The sequence below is a fragment of the Kribbella sp. NBC_01510 genome (genome assembly GCF_045040325.1).
Taxonomy (GTDB): domain Bacteria; phylum Actinomycetota; class Actinomycetes; order Propionibacteriales; family Kribbellaceae; genus Kribbella.
This window is the reverse complement of record NZ_CP109418.1, coordinates 5,765,262-5,781,454: the sequence shown is the minus strand read 5'-3', so window position 1 is coordinate 5,781,454 and position 16,193 is coordinate 5,765,262. Positions and strand designations below refer to the sequence as shown.

Sequence of the window (16,193 nt, the reverse complement as noted above, 5' to 3'; positions counted from 1 at the left end):
ACAGCAGCAGGCCGGTCCACAGCAATCGGGCGCCCAGCAGGCCGGTCCGCAACAGCGTGGCGGATGGCAAGCCGGGCCGGGGCAGGCTGGCGGCCAGCAGCCCCGGTCGCAACAGCAGAATCCCCAGCAAACGGGTGCACAGCAGGCCGGCCCGCAGCACGCCGGTCCGCGGCAGCCAAACGCACAGCAGCCTGGTCGGCAACACCAGAGTCCCCAGCAAGCAGGCACCCAGCAGGCCGGTGCGCAGCAGGCGGGTGGGCAGCAGGCGGGTGGGCAGCAGATGTGGGGACTGGAGCAGCCTCCGTCGCGGCACGGTGGGCAGCAGCCGCTCGGGCAACAGCCGGCTGGCTACCAGCAGCAAGGTGGCTGGCAGCCCGGGCAGCCTCAGCACGCGCAGACACCACCCGGCCGGCCGCAGGTGGGGCCGCCTCAGCCAGGGCAGCCTCCGTACGGAGGGCCACAGGCTGCCCGGCAGCCCGGCCACCCGGCACACGGGCAGCAGGGCGGGCAAGCGGCGTACGGGCAGTTGGCTGGTGGGCCGTCGCATGGTCGGCACGCCGGGCAGGCGGCGTACGGGCAGCAGGGTGGGCAGGAGGCGCACGGACCGGCTGAGTATGGGGTGACCGGGCCTGCGGGGCGCGGCGGAAAGGCACCGATGGATCCTGGGACCAGGGCTCGGTTGGTGGGGGCGTTGGTGTTGGTACTGGCGGCGTTGGCGACCACTGGGTTGAGTGTCGGGTGGATCTGGAACAAGGCGGACGCGGTCAGCCCCGTCGCGTTGCCGTCCGGGAATCAGGCGCCGATCGAGACGGTCAGTCCGTCGGTGAAGCCGTCCGAGACGCCCACGCCGTTCGGCAAGGTACTCGGCACCGAGATGCTTGCCGCTAACAACGACACGATGCCGATCATGAGTTCGGCCTGGACCAACTACGACGAGCAGACCGGTCTGTGGGGCGGCGCGGCGATCTGGTTCATCGTGCACAAGAACTACGACGGCAAGGACCACGACTGGGGTAACTACGCGGCATTCGGGCAACTGGCTCCCGACATCCCGTACAAGAACACGGCGGCCGGCCTGAAGGAGGCCGCGGTGCAGGCGGGGTCGCGGGCGATCATCGGCCTGTACTCCAAGGACGTCAAGATCCTGCCCGGCACCACCCACAAGGCGATCACGGTCGGCGGCCATCCCGGCCATGAGCTCGTCGCCAAGGTCGTGGTGAACGAGGCCGGCGTCAAGGAGACCTTCTCGACCGTGATGATCGCGGTGATCGACCGCGGCAACGGCACAGCGGACGTGGCCGTCGCCGACATCGCCGGGTCCACGCCGGCCTGGCAGAAGGTCTGGCGCTTCAAGGTCAGCCAGATCAAGATCAACGCATAACGTGCAAAGGACCGGCGGGGACTCCCCCGCCGGTCAGCCGCGCACCTCGGCGCAGGCCGCGATCCACCGATCCAGGGTCTCCTTCGCCGCACCGGAGTCGATCGCCTCCGCGGCACGATCCATCCCAGTACGGATCCGGCTGGTGATGTCCCCCGGCAACGGCTCATAAGCCGCCAGCGCCGCCCCGGCGTTGAGCAGTACGACGTCCCGCACCGCCCCCGGCTCACCGTCGACCAGCGCCCGGACGACCTTCGCGTTGTACGACGCATCCGCACCCCGCAACGCGTCCGCGACGACCGGCTCGATTCCGAGTTCCCGCGGATCCACCGTGAACGGCCCATCCACCGACCCGCCGCCGACGACCCACACCTGCGACGTCGTCCGCGTGGTCAGTTCGTCGAGCCCGTCGTCACCATGGAAGACCAGCGCATCAATCCCACGCCGCGCCAGCACGCCGGCGATCAGCCCGGCGATCCGCTGGTCCGCAACGCCGACCGCCTGCGCGGACGGATCACCCGGGTTCGCCAGCGGTCCAAGCAGGTTGAACGTCGTCGGTACGCCGAGCTCACGCCGAGGTACGGCGGCATGCCGCAACGCCGGGTGGAACGCGGAAGCGAAACAGAAGGTGATCCCGGCCCGCTCCCCCACCTCGGCGACCTGCGCGGCGGTGAGGTCGAGCGGAATACCCAGCTCCTCGAGTACGTCGGCCGCACCGCACGCCGACGAAGCCGCACGGTTGCCGTGCTTGACCACCTTGGCGCCCGCACCCGCGGCGACGATCGCCGCCATCGTGCTGATGTTCACGGTGTGGGCTTGGTCACCGCCGGTGCCGACCACGTCCAGCGTCCGGCCCGGCACCGAGACCTTGCCGGCGAACTCGCGCATCGTCGCGACCAGGCCCTCGACCTCGGTCACGGTCTCGCCCTTGGAACGCAGCGCGATCACGAAGCCGGCGAGCTGCGCCGGCGACGCCGCGCCGGACAGGATCTGCTCCATCGCCCACGCGGTGGCGGATGCCTCCAGGTCCTCACGCCGCAACAACGGGTTGAGAACCTGCGGCCAGGTGTAATCCGACTCGGCCATCGTCCGTCAGGCAGTGGTGGCGGGCAGCGTGGCCAGCCGCTGCCGGAGCAGGTCCGCGGTGACCTCGGCCAGCCGGAGCGGGTCGATCGGGTGCGAGACCGCGCCCTCGGCCCGCGACCAGGTCGCCAGCCACGCGTCCTGCGGGCGGCCGGTGATGACGAGCAGCGGCGGGCACTGGAAGATCTCGTCCTTCAGCTGCCGGGCGATGCCCATGCCACCGGCCGGCACGGCTTCGCCGTCCAGGATGGCCAGGTCGATCCCGCCCTTGTCCATGGTCTTGATCACTGCCGGCTCCGTCGCGCACTCGACGTACTCGAGCTCGGGCAGATCGGCCGCCGGCCGCTTGCCCAGGGCCAGCCGGACGGACTCCCGCGTCGTACGGTCGTCGCTGTAGACCAGCACCTTCAGCGGACGCTCTGAACTCATCGATCCATCCCAAGCTGTGTTCTAAGAAGACTGGACACCGCGAATGCTACCGGGGTGGCTGCGCGGCCCGGCGAGCCTGTTCCTCCAACCGGTCCAGCCGGCGATCCTCGCGGCGCGCCTCGCGTTGCGACTCGCGCACCCATTGGACGAACAGTACGGCGAAGAACACCACGCCGATGAGGTCACCGGAGCCCCAGAGCAGGCCGCCGGCGATGTACTGGTCGCGCAACGGCGACGGCGGCCAGGAGCGGCCGAAACTCGTGTACCAGTCCTCGGCGATCAGCTTGTTCGCGGACATGATCGTGATGCCGAGGAACGCGTGGAACGGCAGTGTGAGGAATATCAACAGCAGCCGGAACGGGTAGATCACGCGCCCCGGCACCGGGTCGATCCCGAGCAGCGGCCAGAAGAAGAGCGAGCCGACCAGGATGAAGTGCACATGCAGCAGATCGTGCAACACGGTCGAGTGCAGGGTGGCGTCGTACCAGCCGCTGAAATAGAGCGCCCAGGGGCTCAGCACGAACAGCGTGAAGCCGACCAGCGGGAAGCAGAGCACCTTCGCGAGCCGTGAATGCAACACGGAGAGCAACCACTTCCGGGGACGCTGTGGAAGCGTCCGCAACGCCAGCGTGATCGGCGCGCCGAGCGCCAGCGTCAGCGGGGTCAGCATCGACAGGATCATGTGCTGGACCATGTGCACGCTGATCAGCACCGTGTCATAGGTCCCCAGCGCCGATTGGGTCGCGATCAGGGCACTTCCGAGCCCGACGCCGACGAACGAGAACGTGCGGCCCCGGGACCACTTGTCACCCCGCTTGCGCAGCTTGTGGACGCCGTACAGGTAGAGCCCGCCGAGGATCACGATCACGCCGAGTAACACCGGTTCGAAGGTCCATGCCGTCAGCAACCGCAGCGGCGTGAACGGCTCGATCTGGTCGCCGGGCGTGGCGTGGAGGGGAAGCACGCTTCAACAGTAAGAACAACGAGTTGACGACATGCATGGGGGTGGTCGTGGCGGTTGATACCCGGACCGACATAATGACGGCGTGGCCACTGCAACCGCGCTCCCAGCGTCTCGTGAACACGGACACCACGACCGTCCCAGCATGGTCAGTGTCGGCACGATCGTCTGGCTCTCGAGCGAACTGATGTTCTTCGCCGCCCTGTTCGCGGCGTACTTCACGATCCGGTCGGTGACGACCGCTTCCGCCGTGCCCGGTCAGGAGACGCTCTGGGACTTCTCGACCTCGCACCTGAACGTCACGTTCGCCTCGGTGAACACGTTCATCCTGGTCGCGTCGTCGTTCACCTGCCAGGCCGGTGTGTTCGCCGCCGAGCACGGCAAGGTGGGCCGGACCGGCGCGCTGGCGAATCCGCGCAACTGGGGTATGCGTGAGTGGTTCATCCTCACGTACCTGATGGGCGCGACCTTCATCGCCGGCCAGGTCACCGAGTACGCGACCCTGGTCCACGAGGGCCTGACGATCTCGTCGTCGCCGTACGGATCGGTCTTCTATCTGGCCACCGGGTTCCACGGTCTGCACGTGACCGGCGGACTCATCGCTTTCGTGTTCGTCCTGGCCAGGACGTACATGGCTCGTAAGTTCACCCACGAACAGGCGGTCTCGGCGATCGTCGTGTCCTACTACTGGCACTTCGTCGACGTGGTCTGGATCGCCCTGTTCGCGACCATCTACCTGCTCAAATGAGTGAGAAGAGACTTTCCTTGTCACCGGCGCGCTTCCTCTCCGCACGTCGACGGCACCGGTCAGCCGGCCTCGTCGTGCTCCTGTTCGGCCTCTTGGCAGTGGGTTCGGCGTACGCCGCCTTCGCCCCTGACAACGCGGTCGCGGACAACTCGCCCCAGTCCCAGCAGATCGAGGAGGGCAAGAAGCTCTTCGCGGTCGGTTGCGCCAGCTGCCACGGCCTGAACGCCGAGGGCGGCACCAACGGCGAGGGCAAGATGGCCGGCCCGTCGCTGATCGGCGTCGGCGCGGCCGCGGTCGACTTCCAGGTCGGCACCGGCCGGATGCCCGCGATGCAGACCGGCTCGCAGGTCCCGCGCAAGACGCCGTCCTACACCGAGGCGGAGATCGAGGCGCTGGCCGCGTACGTCGCCTCGCTCGCCCCCGGCCCGGCGGTCCCGGGGCAGGAGTCGTACGACGTCAGCAAGGCGACCGACGAGCAGATCGTCCGCGGTGGGGAACTGTTCCGCACCAACTGCACGGCCTGCCACAACTTCGCCGGTCGCGGTGGCGCACTGCCGAACGGCAAGTACGCGCCGTCGCTGATGGGCGTCAGTGAGAAGCACATCTACGAGGCGATGCTGACCGGCCCGCAGCAGATGCCGGTCTTCTCCGACCAGGTGATGACGCCGCAGGACAAGCGCGACATCATCGCGTATGTGAAGTCGCTGCAGGAGCAGAAGGACCCGGGTGGCTTCGGTCTCGGCCGGCTCGGCCCGGTCTCGGAGGGTCTGTGGGGCTGGCTGGTCGGAATCGGCCTGCTGGTCTGTGTAGCGGTCTGGATCGGCGCCAAGGGCGTCAAGGCCAAGGGAGCGAAGGCCGAATGAGTCACGACGAGAACCTTCCCGCCGTGAAGGCGGACGAGGAGCACAGCCAGGTACAGGTGGCGGAGCCGATCCCGGACCCGGGCATCGAGCCGCACGAGTACCGGATCACCGACATCGACCCGAAGGCGGCCGACCGGGTCGAGCGCCAGGTGTCGACCATGTTCACCCTGGCCGCCCTGCTCGCGCTCGGCTCGTGTGTGGCGTACTTCGCCATCCCGCGGGACGGCCGGATCGTCTTCGGCCCGCTGTCCGGCAACGCCAACAACATGACGATCGGCCTGTGCCTGGGGCTGGCGCTGTTCCTGATCGGCGCCGGCGCGATCCAGTGGGCCAAGAAGCTGATGGTCGACGAGGAGATCTCCGAGGACCGGCACCCGGCGAACTCGTCGCCGGAGCAGATCGCCGAGATCACCGAGGCGTTCAAGCAGGGTGCCGCGGAGTCCGGTTTCGGCCGGCGCAAGATGATCCGCCGCTCGCTGATCGCCGCGATGGCCCTGCTCGGCCTGCCGGCCATCGTGCTGCTGCGCGACCTGGGTCCGCTGCCCGGCCGCAGCCTGTACAACACGATCTGGGCGAAGGGCGTCCGGGTCGTCAACGACGTCACGGGCCGCCCGATCAGGCCGTCGGACATGGTCATCGGCCAGCTGGTCAACGGGATCCCGTCCAACCTCCTGGAGCTGCAGGAGGTTAGCGCGGTCGCGTACCAGAACCAGCGGGCGAAGTCCGCGGTGATCATGGTCCGGATCAGGCCGAGCGAGATCCAGACCCCACCCGGGCGGGAGAACTGGGGTGTCGACGGCATCCTGTGCTACTCCAAGATCTGCACCCACGTCGGCTGCCCGATCTCGCTGTACGAGCAGACCACCCACCACGTGCTCTGCCCGTGCCACCAGTCGACGTTCGACCTGGCCGACGGCGCCAAGGTCGTCTTCGGTCCCGCCGCCCGTCCGCTGCCTCAGCTACCCTTGGCAGTTGACAGTGAGGGCTACCTGGTTGCGCAGAGCGGCTTCCTGGAGCCGGTCGGCCCGAGCTTCTTCGAACGAGGGTGACTGCAGTGTCAGACAAAGAGTTCCCCGGACCGGTCAAGTATCTCGACGATCGCCTCGGGATCGGCAAGATCGGCCGGAAGAACCTGCGCAAGGTCTTCCCGGACCACTGGTCGTTCATGCTCGGCGAGATCGCGCTGTACAGCTTCATCATCCTGATCCTGACCGGCATCTTCCTGACCTTCTGGTTCAAGCCGTCGATGGCCGAGGTCGAGTACCAGGGCTCGTACAGCCTGCTCAAGGGCCTGCACATGTCCGACGCCTACGCGTCGACGCTGAACATCTCGTTCGACGTCCGCGGCGGCCTGCTGATGCGGCAGATCCACCACTGGGCCGCGGTGCTGTTCATCGCCGCGATGATGGTGCACCTGCTCCGCATCTTCTTCACCGGCGCGTTCCGCAAGCCGCGCGAGCTCAACTGGGTGATCGGCTTCACGATGCTGTTCCTCGGCATCATCGAGGGCTTCATCGGGTACGGCCTGCCGGACGACCTGCTGTCCGGCACCGGTCTGCGGATCACCCAGGGCATGATCCAGGCGTCCCCGGTGATCGGCACGTATCTGAGTTTCTTCATCTTCGGTGGCGAGTTCCCGGGCGACCAGATGGTGTCCCGGTTCTTCACCGTGCACGTGCTGCTGATACCGGGGTTGATCCTCGCCCTCGTCACGGTCCACCTGTTCCTGGTCGTGTACCACAAGCACACGCAGTACGCGGGTCCCGGCCGGACCAACAACAACGTGGTCGGCTACCCGCTGATGCCGGTGTACATGGCCAAGGCCGGCGGCTTCTTCTTCGTCGTCTTCGGCATCACCGCGCTGATGGGCGCCCTGCTGCAGATCAACCCGGTCTGGCTGTACGGCCCGTACAACCCGTCAGAAGTGACAGCGGGATCCCAGCCGGACTGGTACATGGGCTGGCTGGAAGGCTCGGTGCGAATAATGCCCGGCTTCGAGTCGCATTTCTGGGGCATCACACTCAGCTGGAACCTGATCATCCCGGCCCTGCTGGTACCCCCTGCCTTCGTCACCCTGGTCGCGCTCTATCCGTTCATCGAAGGCTGGATCACGGGTGACAAGCGCGAGCACCACCTGCTGGACCGGCCGCGCAACATGCCGACCCGGACCGGTATCGGCGCCGCCTTCATCACCTTCTACGCCCTGCTCTGGATCGGTGGTGGCAACGACCTGATCGCCACCCACTTCGGAGTGTCGCTGAACCACGTGACCTGGTTCCTCCGGTTCGCGGTGTTCCTCGGCCCGGTGCTGGCGTTCTGGGTGACCCGGCGGATCGCGATCTCGCTGCAGCGCGCCGACAACGACCGGCTGCTGCACGGCCTGGAGACCGGTGTGATCGTCCGCTCCCCCGAGGGCAAGTACACCGAGCGGCACGAGCCGATCGGCACCTACGAGTCGTACACCCTCACCGCCCGGGACCGGCTGCTGCCGCTCGACATCGGTCCGGAGACCGATGACAACGGCGTCCGCGCCCCGCGCCGGGCCCTGAACAAGCTCCGCGCCCAGCTGTCCCGGTTCTACTTCGCCGACGCGGTGCAGAAGCCGACCCGGGAGGAGCTCGAGGAGGGTCACGAGCACGCTCACGACTCCGACGAGATCCACGACCTGAGCGAGACGGAGACCTACCGCGAGGTCACCAGCGACCGCTCCTGACGTCGTACCGAACGACAAGGCCTCGGCATCACGCCGGGGCCTTTTCGTTTATCCGAGCACCTCGGAGACCGCGGTCAGGTAGTCCTTGACCAGCGCTTGGTCGCCGGGGGCAAGGGCTTGGGTGGTGGCGATCAGGCGGTCGAGGAGCGGGCCGAAGAACTGCCAGCCGAGGGCGATCGCGGTGTCGGAGACCTGCAGGTGGGCGCTGCGGCCGTCTGAGCGGCTTCTGAGGCGTTCGACGTGGCCGGCGGCCTCCAGGCGGTGGATCACGGCTGTCGTCGCCTGAGAGGTCATTCCCAGCTGCTGAGCGAGCCAGCTCGGCGTGGCGTCCAGGCCGGCCCGTTCGGCGTCCAGGAGGCGGATGAGCGCCCGTACGTCGGTCCCGTGCAAACCGGTCGTCCGGGCGAACTCCCCCGCCGCCAGCTCGAGCCTCACCGCGACCTCACGCAGCAGGTGCACCAGCTCCAGCGCCGCCGCCCGCTCGGAATCGGCCGGACGCACTCCTTCACGCATGCCGGCAGATTACCTCACTGAGTGAGCTATTCTCGACTCATGACCTTCCAGGACGCGTACGACGCCCTCCTCGCCCGCTGGGGAGTCCCGGTGGAACAACTCAACCTCGGCGGCACCCACGTGAACGCCTGCGGCCCCGCCGATGCCCCTCCCTTGGTGCTGCTGGCCGGGCATGGAGCCACCTCGACGGTCTGGTTCGCCGTCGCTCAGCACCTGGCGGAGGATCGCCGCGTCTACGCCGTCGACCTGATCGGCGACGCAGGCCGCACGATCGGAACGCCACCACGCACGGTCGACGATCTGATGACCTGGCTGACCGGAGTGCTCGATGCTCTGCACCTCGACCGCGCCACGCTGGCCGGACACTCGTACGGCTCATGGATCGCGCTCACTTACGCACTTCGCCACCCGGGAAGAGTCGACAAGCTCACACTGATCGATCCGACGGAATGCTTCGCCGGCCTGAAGGCGAGCTACGTCGCCAGAGCACTCCCCACGCTCCTGAAGCCCAGCCCGGCACATAACGAGTCCTTCCTGCGCTGGGAGACGCAGGGCCTGCCGGTCGCCCCGGACTGGTTGCGTCTGGCCGGACTGGCCACTCTCGAGCCCACCACCCGACCGGTCCGCCCGCAGCGGCCGGCACTGGCTGACATCGAGCGCTTGGACAGCGAGCTCGTTGTCGTCGTCGCGGATCGCGGCAAGGCGCATGATCCCGACGAGATCGCCCGACGCGCCAGTGCCGCCGGGGCGAGCGTCGTACGGATCGCGACCGCGACCCACCACTCGCTGCCGGAGTTGCATGCCGAGGAACTGGCCGGCGCCTTGCTGCGAGCAGGGTCGAAGGGTTTGTAGCTTCGTCTCCTCAGGTCTGTGGGCTCCTTCGGCGGCCACCGAGTGAGCCGAGCAGTGGGAGGCCGAGTTCGCGACCGGACGTGATTCCGCCGGGACGGAGGAGCAAGGTCAGCAGCAGCGTCAGGGCGAGGATCAGCTGCTGGATACCAGGGTGCGGAGCGAGCTCGAGCGGGCCTACATCGCCCCCGGCCTCGATCCTTCGGAGCAGCTCGGCCAGCACCGAGATGAACACGGTCCCGATGACGGCCCCGCTCAGGCTTCGGATTCCGCCGACTATGAGCATGAGCAGTGTGAGCAGCGTGAGCTGGAGGTAGACATCACCCGGGGTCAGCGCTCCGAGGAAGTGGGCATACAGGCCACCGCCGACGCCGCACACGAACGCACTGATGACGAATGCGATCGAGCGGTCGCGACGGATGCGGACCCCCAGCGCGGCGGCGGCGACGGGATCCTCGCGGGAAGCCCGCAGCCGGAAACCGGACCGGCTCAGTTGGTAGGCCAGGGCGACGGCGATCGCTCCGATGAGCCATGGGACGGTGGCGCCGATGGTGAGATCGGCCGGGATCCCCACGATCCCCTGCGAGCCACGCGTGACCGCGTCCCAGTTGCTGATCACGACGTTCACGCTGATGAGCAGTGCCAGGCTTGCGATGCCTGCCGCCATCCCGTCAAGCCGCAGGATCACCAGCGAGAAGACGGCGCCGAGCAGGAGGGAGAGCAGACCGGAGATGAGCAGCGCCTCGGGGAGGCTGAGCTCGAGCGCCGCGAGCCACCCCGGAAGCGCGGGCAGCAGGGCCTGCTTCAGGTTGTGGGGAATGGTCGTCAGCGCGGTGACATACGCACCCACGGCGACGAACACGACGTGACCGAAGGACAGCACGCCCGAGTTGCCGACGAAGATGTACGTGCCGACGGCGATGACACCCATCACGAGCATCTGCGTGGCTGTCCGCTGGGTCGTCTCCGAGCCGATCAGGGCCAGGCCACTGACCGCCAGCACCAGCAGCGTGCAGACGACGGCGGGGGCGCTGCGTGCGAGCACGGAGGTCCGCGGGTGCGTCATACGCGCACCGCCCCGGGGCGGCCCGCGATGCCATGCGGCCGGAACATGAGGATCACGACGATCCCGAGGTACACCAGGGCGTCTCGGTACGGGGCCATCTCGCCGGGCAGATATGCCTGCAGCATCACGGAGAGCAGGGCGAGCACAAACGCACCGAGAGCCGCCGCCCACAGCCGGCCGAGCCCACCGAGCACGACCGCGACGAAGCCGGTGAGCACCGGACTCAAGCCCATGGCCGGCGTCAGCGTGCCCGTTCTCGCAACCAGGAAGATCGCCGCGATCGCCGCGAAGGCGCCGCTCATCCCGAACGCGGCAGCGACGACGAGGTTGGCGCGCACCCCGAGCGCGCGGGCCATTCTGAAGTCCTCGGCCGCAGCACGCATCTGGACGCCGAGCGGCGTCGCCCGCAGGAACCACGCGAGCCCCAGCAGCAGCACCGCGGTGACACCGACGATCGCGATGTCGAGCTTGCCGACGGACAATCCGGCCACCTCCACGCCCGCGCCGAGGCTCCCGAGCACGTCGGCGCTCTTCGGGTTGGCGCCCTCGAACAGCAGGACGCCGCCCTGGACGAACAGGCTGAGGGCGAAGGACGTCATCAGCAGCGTCTCCCCGGTCGCCCCACGCACGGAGCGGAAGGCGAGCCGTTCCATCGCGAGACCGCACCCGATGACGACGGCCACGACGAGCACCGCCGCCACGGCGAAGGGCAGCGCGGCGAACCACAGCAGCGCGTACCCGCCGATCATCACCAGCTCGCCGTGAGCGAAGTTGATCAGTCCCATGATGCTGAACAGCAGGGCGATACCTATGGCGATCAAGGCGTCGAGGCTGCCGAGGCTGAGCGCGTTGACGAGGTTCTGAGCCATCCCGCTCACCCCATGCCCAGGTGCTTGGCCCGGAACGAGGGGTTCCGCAGCAGTTCGCCGGGCTCGTCCACCCGCTCGATCACGCCCCCGCGCAGCGAGTACAGGTGGTCGGCGAGCCTCACCGCCCGCGCGACGTTCTGCTCGACGAGGAGGATCGTCCGGCCCTCGTCGCGCAGCGCGGCGAGGTTGGCGAACAGGTCGTCGAGCACCACCGGAGCGAGCCCGAGCGAGGGCTCGTCGAGGATCAGCAACTCGGGCGCGGCCACCAGTGCCCGTCCGATCGCGAGCTGCTGGCGCTCGCCACCCGACAGCACGGCGGCGCGCTCGGAGAGGCGATCCGCCAGCGCGGGAAAGTGCCGCAGGGCCAACTGCACCCGCTCCGAGACATCGACGCCTCCGGCGAGCGCACAGCCGGCCAGCCGGAGGTTCTCACCGATCGACAGCGTCCGGAACACGCCGCGCGACTCCGGGACGAACGCGATGCCGGCCCGTGCCCTGCGCTCGGGCGCCCAGTCCGTGATGTCCGCGCCGCGCCAGCGGACCGTTCCGCTCCGCGATCGCACCAGACCTTGGATCGCCTGCAGGATGCTGGACTTGCCGGCCCCGTTCGGACCGACGACTGCGACCACGTCGCCTCGTTCGATGCTCAGCGAAACCCCTTTCACGGCGTCGATCGGCCCGTACGAGACCTGCAGGTCGGAGATCTCGAGCAGCGTCATCCCATCGCCTCCGCCCCCAGGTACGCGGACACGACCTCGGGATCGGTCCGGATCTCGTCGGGGCTGCCGACCCGGAGCGTGACGCCGTGGTCGAGGACATGCACGCGATCGCACAGGCTGAGGATCATCCGCACGTCGTGTTCGATCACGACGATCCCGCAGCCGAGCTCCTCGTGAATCTGCCGCACGGTCTGTGCCATCGCGACGCTCTCGTCGTCGTTGAGGCCCGCCGCCGGCTCGTCGAGCAGGAGCACTCGTGGCCGGGCGCACAGGGCGCGCGCCATGCCCAGGCGCCTCTGCACTCCGTACGGCAGGTCGCGGGCGAGGACATCGGCGCTCTCATCCAGGTCGAGCCAGTCCAGCGCCTCGCTCGCACGAGCGCGCGCGGCCGCCCAGGTTCCGCCGCAGCTGACCACCGCCGCCTCGCAGTTCTCGCGCACGGTCATCTGCGGGAACAATCGGACGTCCTGGAACGTCCGGCTGATGCCCGCCCTCGCCCGCCGGGGTGGATCCCAGCCGGTGATCCGGAGGCCGTCGAGCTCGACCTCGCCCGTGGTGGGGCGCTGGAAGCCCGACAGCACGTTGAGCAGCGTCGTCTTCCCGGCCCCGTTCGGCCCGATCAACCCGAGGATCTCGCCGTGGTCCAGCTCGAGTCCGACGTCGTCCAGCGCGCACAGTCCGGCGAAGCGCACGGTGACGTGGCTCGTGCACAGCAGCGGCCGCATCGGGCTCAGCCTTTCGCGATCTTGCGTCCGCCGGCGTACATGGCGACCGGGCTGACCCGGCCTCCGTCGACGCCCATGATCACCGCGGGACGGTCGGTCACGATGTGCTGCGTCGCGCTGTACCCTGCCGGGCCGGCGATCGTCTCGTACGACCCCAGTCCGTCGATCGCCTTCGCCAGCGCAGCGCCGTCGGTGGTCTGAGCCGCCTCGATCGCCTTGGCGATCACCTGGATCGTCGCATAGCCGGTGAGCGCGTAGGCGGTGACAGCCGGCTCGCCGAACTTCGCTTTGTAGCGCGCGAAGAAGTCGTTCACATCCGCGCGCGGATCACCGCCGTACAGCGACCCGAAGGCGTCGTAGTAGAAGTTCTTCAGGTTCGGAACGCTCTGCAGCCAATAGTTGCCGTCCATGGCGATGTTCGACATCACCGGGATGTCGACGCCCGCGGCTCGGAGCTGACGCAGCGCCGTGGCCGCTCCCGGGTTGTAACTGCACAGCTCGAGCACGTCGGCGCCGGACTCGCGCAGCCGCGCGATCTGGCCGGCGAACGACGCGTCGTTCTGCTGGATCGTCTCGGTCCCGACCACCTTGGCCTGCGGCTGGGCACTGAACTTCGAATCGAACGCGGCGCAGGTCTCCTTCGTGTGCGTGATGCTCGGGTCGAGCCAGAGGAACGCCTTCCGGTAACCCTTGTCGTAGGCGAACTGGGCGACGTTCTCCGCACCGGCCGCGCTCTTGGTGCCCATCGAGTACGCAAGCGGTCCCAGCGTGGGCACGTCGAACTGCGAGGAGCCCGCACAGGGCGACACTGCCACAACGTTCTTGCTGGTCGACGCGATGGCAGCGGGACTGCCCAGGTCGAAGTCGCACGTGACGAGCATGACCTGCGCTCCGTGCGACAGCAGGTCGAGCCCCACGGTGGTGCCGAGCGCCCGGTCGGACTTCGTATCGCCGTACTTGAGTTCGAGGTGGTGGCCCAGGACGCCGCCGCGGGCGTTGAGGTCCGCCACGGCGAGCTCGGCGCCGCGAGACGGCCCGAGGTCGTACGCCGCAGCGAACCCGGAGCGCGCGACCGCCATTCCGATGACGATCGACCCGTCCGGCAGCTTCGCCTTCGCGGACGACCGCCCTGAGTCGTCATGGCCGCCGCAGCCGGCGGCCACGGTCAACCCAAGGATCCACACAGTCAGGAGAACGACGATTCGGCGCATCGCAAATTCCTTGATCTCGAGGGCGAGCTTGGCATTTGCAATCTAAGGCACTGAAATCTCAATGTCTAGCATCAGATATCTCAACTGCTCGGATCGGTGGACCAGGCCGGTTCGGGCTCGTGACCCGACTCGGGCCGGTGTGCCGCCTGGGGGATGCGCGGCCAGGTGCGGTGGGAGGTGCTCGCTGGGTCCTCCGCGCGTCGAGCCGTCGTTCAGGGTCGCGGACCTGGCCGCCGGGCTTCGTCGAGCCCGTCGAGTTCTTTACGGAGATTGCTCACCCGATCCCCAGGGTGGCGCGGCGCCGCACCAATTCCTGTGGCGGGCCGAACAATGCGGCGTCCGCCATTCAGAGGCATTCTTCGGGTCGACAAGGAATATGTAACCGCACAATTCTGTAAACGTCCCAAGCAACTCCGGCAAACTGCGCCTGGCCGGTCGGCCACCTCCGCGGAGGCAGTCGGCGTACACGGGCGTTCGACCGTTCCAGGCAAGAGAGTTCCACCGCTACCTGAGCCATCAACGACACAGTTGCGCTGATGTCTGCAAGGTCGGCAGTCGGCGCGGCCACACGCTACATGTGACCGCAGTCACTAATATTCGAGCCCCATTCGCCGGGACCGCGCACGTGCCAATCTGCCAATACTCGCCGTGTGCCGCTAAAACCCCGCGACAACACCGAATGGGTCACTGACAGGAAGGCGCCGGCCAGCACGAAAACTGCCCGCAGGCTTGTCGCATCTCCGCTGTGGAGGTGTGACCAGCCTGCGGGCAGCCGATGCGCCGGCGTCAGGAGAGGGCGGAGCCGGCCTTGTAGACGGCCCAGGTGGTGTTCCAGTCGGTCCAGCCGTTGCCGGGCTCCATGTGGCGGGTGGTGCCGACGACGGTGACGGGGTCGCCGCGCAGGGTCTGGGCGTAGAACCACTGGGCGTCCGCGAGGCTCATGCCGACGCAGCCGTGGCTGACGTTGGCGCTGCCCTGGCTGCCGGCCGACCACGGCGCACCGTGGATGAACTCACCGGAGCTGGTCACCCGCTGGGCCCACTTCACGTCGCTGATGTTGTAGTAGTTCGGGTCGCCCGGCTTGATGCCTACGGTCGCGGCGTCCATCCGCTTGGTGGGGAACTTCTCCATGATCACCTTCACCCCGCTGCGGGTGGTGAAGCCTTCCTTGCCGGCGGTGATCGGGATGGTCCGGGCCAGCTTGCCGTTGATCGCCACGGTCATCGTGTGCTTCGTCACGTTGACGGTGCTGACGACCGACTTGCCGATGCTGAACGCGATCTTGCGGCTGCTCGTGCCCCAGGTGTTGTTGCCGGCGTTGACGCCCTGGGTGTCGATGGTGACGGTCACCTTGGTGCCGGCCGGCCAGTAGTTCATCGGCCGGTAGTTGACCTGCTTGTTGTTCACCCAGTGCCAGGTGCCGGTGACCGGAACCGAGGTGGTCACCTTCAGCCGCTTCTCCACCGCCGCACGGTCCTTGACCGGGTTGTTCCAGTAGATCTGGATCGGCAGCGCGACGCCGACGGTCTCACCGTTGAGCGGGACGACCGAGGCCTTCAGGCTCTTCGTCGCCTTCAGCGTCCTGAAGTTCGAGCTGATCGGCACGGTCCCGCCGTCGGTGCCCTCGGCGGAGCCGCTCAGGGTGTACGACGCGCCCGGCTTGAGGTGGTCCGACGAGGTCCACTGGGTCTTGTCCGTGTTGAAACTGCCGTCGACCTTGTCGCCGTCGTCGTCCTTCAGCGTGACCTCGGACAGCTTGCCCTGGGACGTGGACACGGTCACCGGCTTGTCCGGCTGCACCGACGACGCGCCCTGGGCGGGCACTATCGTGAGATTCGACGCGGCCGGATCCTGCGACGGGGTGGTCGACGCACCCGGGGTCGTCGACGCGCCGGGTGTGCCATTGCCCTGCGTCGTGGACGCACCAGGTGTTGACGGGCTGTTGCCGCCCGCCTCCGTGTCGCTGCACGCCGTGCCGGCCAGCAGCAGCACACAGATCCCCGCCACGGCAAGGCCGTGCTTCCTCACCGAACCGCTCACCATTCCCCAGCTCTCCCCTGTTTGGT

16 protein-coding genes are annotated in these 16,193 nt (G+C 68.0%); 6 read left to right on the top strand and 10 right to left on the bottom strand.

The annotated features are described in order from the left end of the window. Positions 1-694 precede the first annotated feature (694 nt). Positions 695-1,381 carry a hypothetical protein gene (locus OG558_RS28825; RefSeq protein ID WP_405072229.1) on the top strand — a complete coding sequence of 229 codons (687 nt, stop codon included), beginning with the start codon at positions 695-697 and terminating at the stop codon, positions 1,379-1,381. 33 nt (positions 1,382-1,414) lie between these two features. Here the strand turns inward: OG558_RS28825 and trpD are convergent, their stop codons facing one another. Genes trpD through OG558_RS28810 form a run of 3 tightly spaced genes read right to left on the bottom strand, consistent with a single transcriptional unit; the run spans position 1,415 to position 3,854 of the window. Continuing rightward, complete coding sequence (gene trpD / locus OG558_RS28820; RefSeq protein WP_405065799.1) at positions 1,415-2,464, bottom strand: anthranilate phosphoribosyltransferase; 1,050 nt, start codon at positions 2,462-2,464, stop codon at positions 1,415-1,417. A 6-nt stretch (positions 2,465-2,470) separates the two neighbouring features. Next, positions 2,471-2,890 (bottom strand): hypothetical protein, encoded by a 420-nt coding sequence (locus OG558_RS28815; RefSeq protein WP_328521886.1) that lies wholly within the window; start codon positions 2,888-2,890, stop codon positions 2,471-2,473. 46 nt (positions 2,891-2,936) lie between these two features. Further along, positions 2,937-3,854 (bottom strand): cytochrome c oxidase assembly protein, encoded by a 918-nt coding sequence (locus OG558_RS28810; RefSeq protein WP_405065798.1) that lies wholly within the window; start codon positions 3,852-3,854, stop codon positions 2,937-2,939. A gap of 82 nt (positions 3,855-3,936) precedes the next feature. Here OG558_RS28810 and OG558_RS28805 point away from each other — a divergent pair, with 82 nt between their 5' ends. From OG558_RS28805 to OG558_RS28790, 4 genes are read left to right on the top strand one after another with little or no spacing between them, the layout of a single operon-like run. After that, entirely contained in the window at positions 3,937-4,599 is a 663-nt protein-coding gene (locus OG558_RS28805; RefSeq protein ID WP_405065797.1) for a heme-copper oxidase subunit III, read from the top strand. Further along, on the top strand, positions 4,596-5,462 hold the full coding sequence (locus tag OG558_RS28800) for a c-type cytochrome (protein ID WP_405065796.1): 867 nt from the start codon (positions 4,596-4,598) through the stop codon (positions 5,460-5,462). The genes OG558_RS28805 and OG558_RS28800 overlap by 4 nt, the downstream gene beginning before the upstream one ends. After that, positions 5,459-6,511, top strand: coding sequence for a Rieske 2Fe-2S domain-containing protein (locus OG558_RS28795; protein ID WP_329475736.1), 1,053 nt, complete (start codon positions 5,459-5,461; stop codon positions 6,509-6,511). The genes OG558_RS28800 and OG558_RS28795 overlap by 4 nt, the downstream gene beginning before the upstream one ends. Positions 6,512-6,516: 5 nt before the next feature. Next, positions 6,517-8,175, top strand: coding sequence for a cytochrome bc complex cytochrome b subunit (locus OG558_RS28790; RefSeq protein WP_405065795.1), 1,659 nt, complete (start codon positions 6,517-6,519; stop codon positions 8,173-8,175). Between the two features lie 48 nt (positions 8,176-8,223). On the opposite strand, the gene OG558_RS28785 is transcribed toward OG558_RS28790, so the two are convergent. Beyond that, positions 8,224-8,688 (bottom strand): MarR family winged helix-turn-helix transcriptional regulator, encoded by a 465-nt coding sequence (locus OG558_RS28785; protein ID WP_405065794.1) that lies wholly within the window; start codon positions 8,686-8,688, stop codon positions 8,224-8,226. Between the two features lie 39 nt (positions 8,689-8,727). On the opposite strand from OG558_RS28785, the gene OG558_RS28780 reads away from it, so the two are divergent. After that, positions 8,728-9,540 (top strand): alpha/beta fold hydrolase, encoded by an 813-nt coding sequence (locus OG558_RS28780; RefSeq protein ID WP_405065793.1) that lies wholly within the window; start codon positions 8,728-8,730, stop codon positions 9,538-9,540. Between the two features lie 10 nt (positions 9,541-9,550). Here the strand turns inward: OG558_RS28780 and OG558_RS28775 are convergent, their stop codons facing one another. From OG558_RS28775 to OG558_RS28750, 6 genes are all read right to left on the bottom strand, one after another. Then, positions 9,551-10,603 (bottom strand): branched-chain amino acid ABC transporter permease, encoded by a 1,053-nt coding sequence (locus OG558_RS28775; RefSeq protein ID WP_405065792.1) that lies wholly within the window; start codon positions 10,601-10,603, stop codon positions 9,551-9,553. Further along, positions 10,600-11,472, bottom strand: coding sequence for a branched-chain amino acid ABC transporter permease (locus tag OG558_RS28770; RefSeq protein WP_405065791.1), 873 nt, complete (start codon positions 11,470-11,472; stop codon positions 10,600-10,602). Before OG558_RS28770 ends, OG558_RS28775 begins: the two co-directional genes overlap by 4 nt. 5 nt (positions 11,473-11,477) lie before the next feature. Then, positions 11,478-12,191 (bottom strand): ABC transporter ATP-binding protein, encoded by a 714-nt coding sequence (locus OG558_RS28765; protein ID WP_405065790.1) that lies wholly within the window; start codon positions 12,189-12,191, stop codon positions 11,478-11,480. After that, a complete protein-coding gene (locus OG558_RS28760; RefSeq protein ID WP_329475729.1) occupies positions 12,188-12,916 on the bottom strand; it encodes an ABC transporter ATP-binding protein in 729 nt (242 codons plus the stop codon). The genes OG558_RS28765 and OG558_RS28760 overlap by 4 nt, the downstream gene beginning before the upstream one ends. A 5-nt stretch (positions 12,917-12,921) precedes the next feature. Next, on the bottom strand, positions 12,922-14,127 hold the full coding sequence (locus OG558_RS28755) for an ABC transporter substrate-binding protein (protein ID WP_405065789.1): 1,206 nt from the start codon (positions 14,125-14,127) through the stop codon (positions 12,922-12,924). Between the two features lie 786 nt (positions 14,128-14,913). Further along, a complete protein-coding gene (locus tag OG558_RS28750) occupies positions 14,914-16,155 on the bottom strand; it encodes an Ig-like domain-containing protein (RefSeq protein WP_329475727.1) in 1,242 nt (413 codons plus the stop codon). Positions 16,156-16,193: the final 38 nt, after the last annotated feature.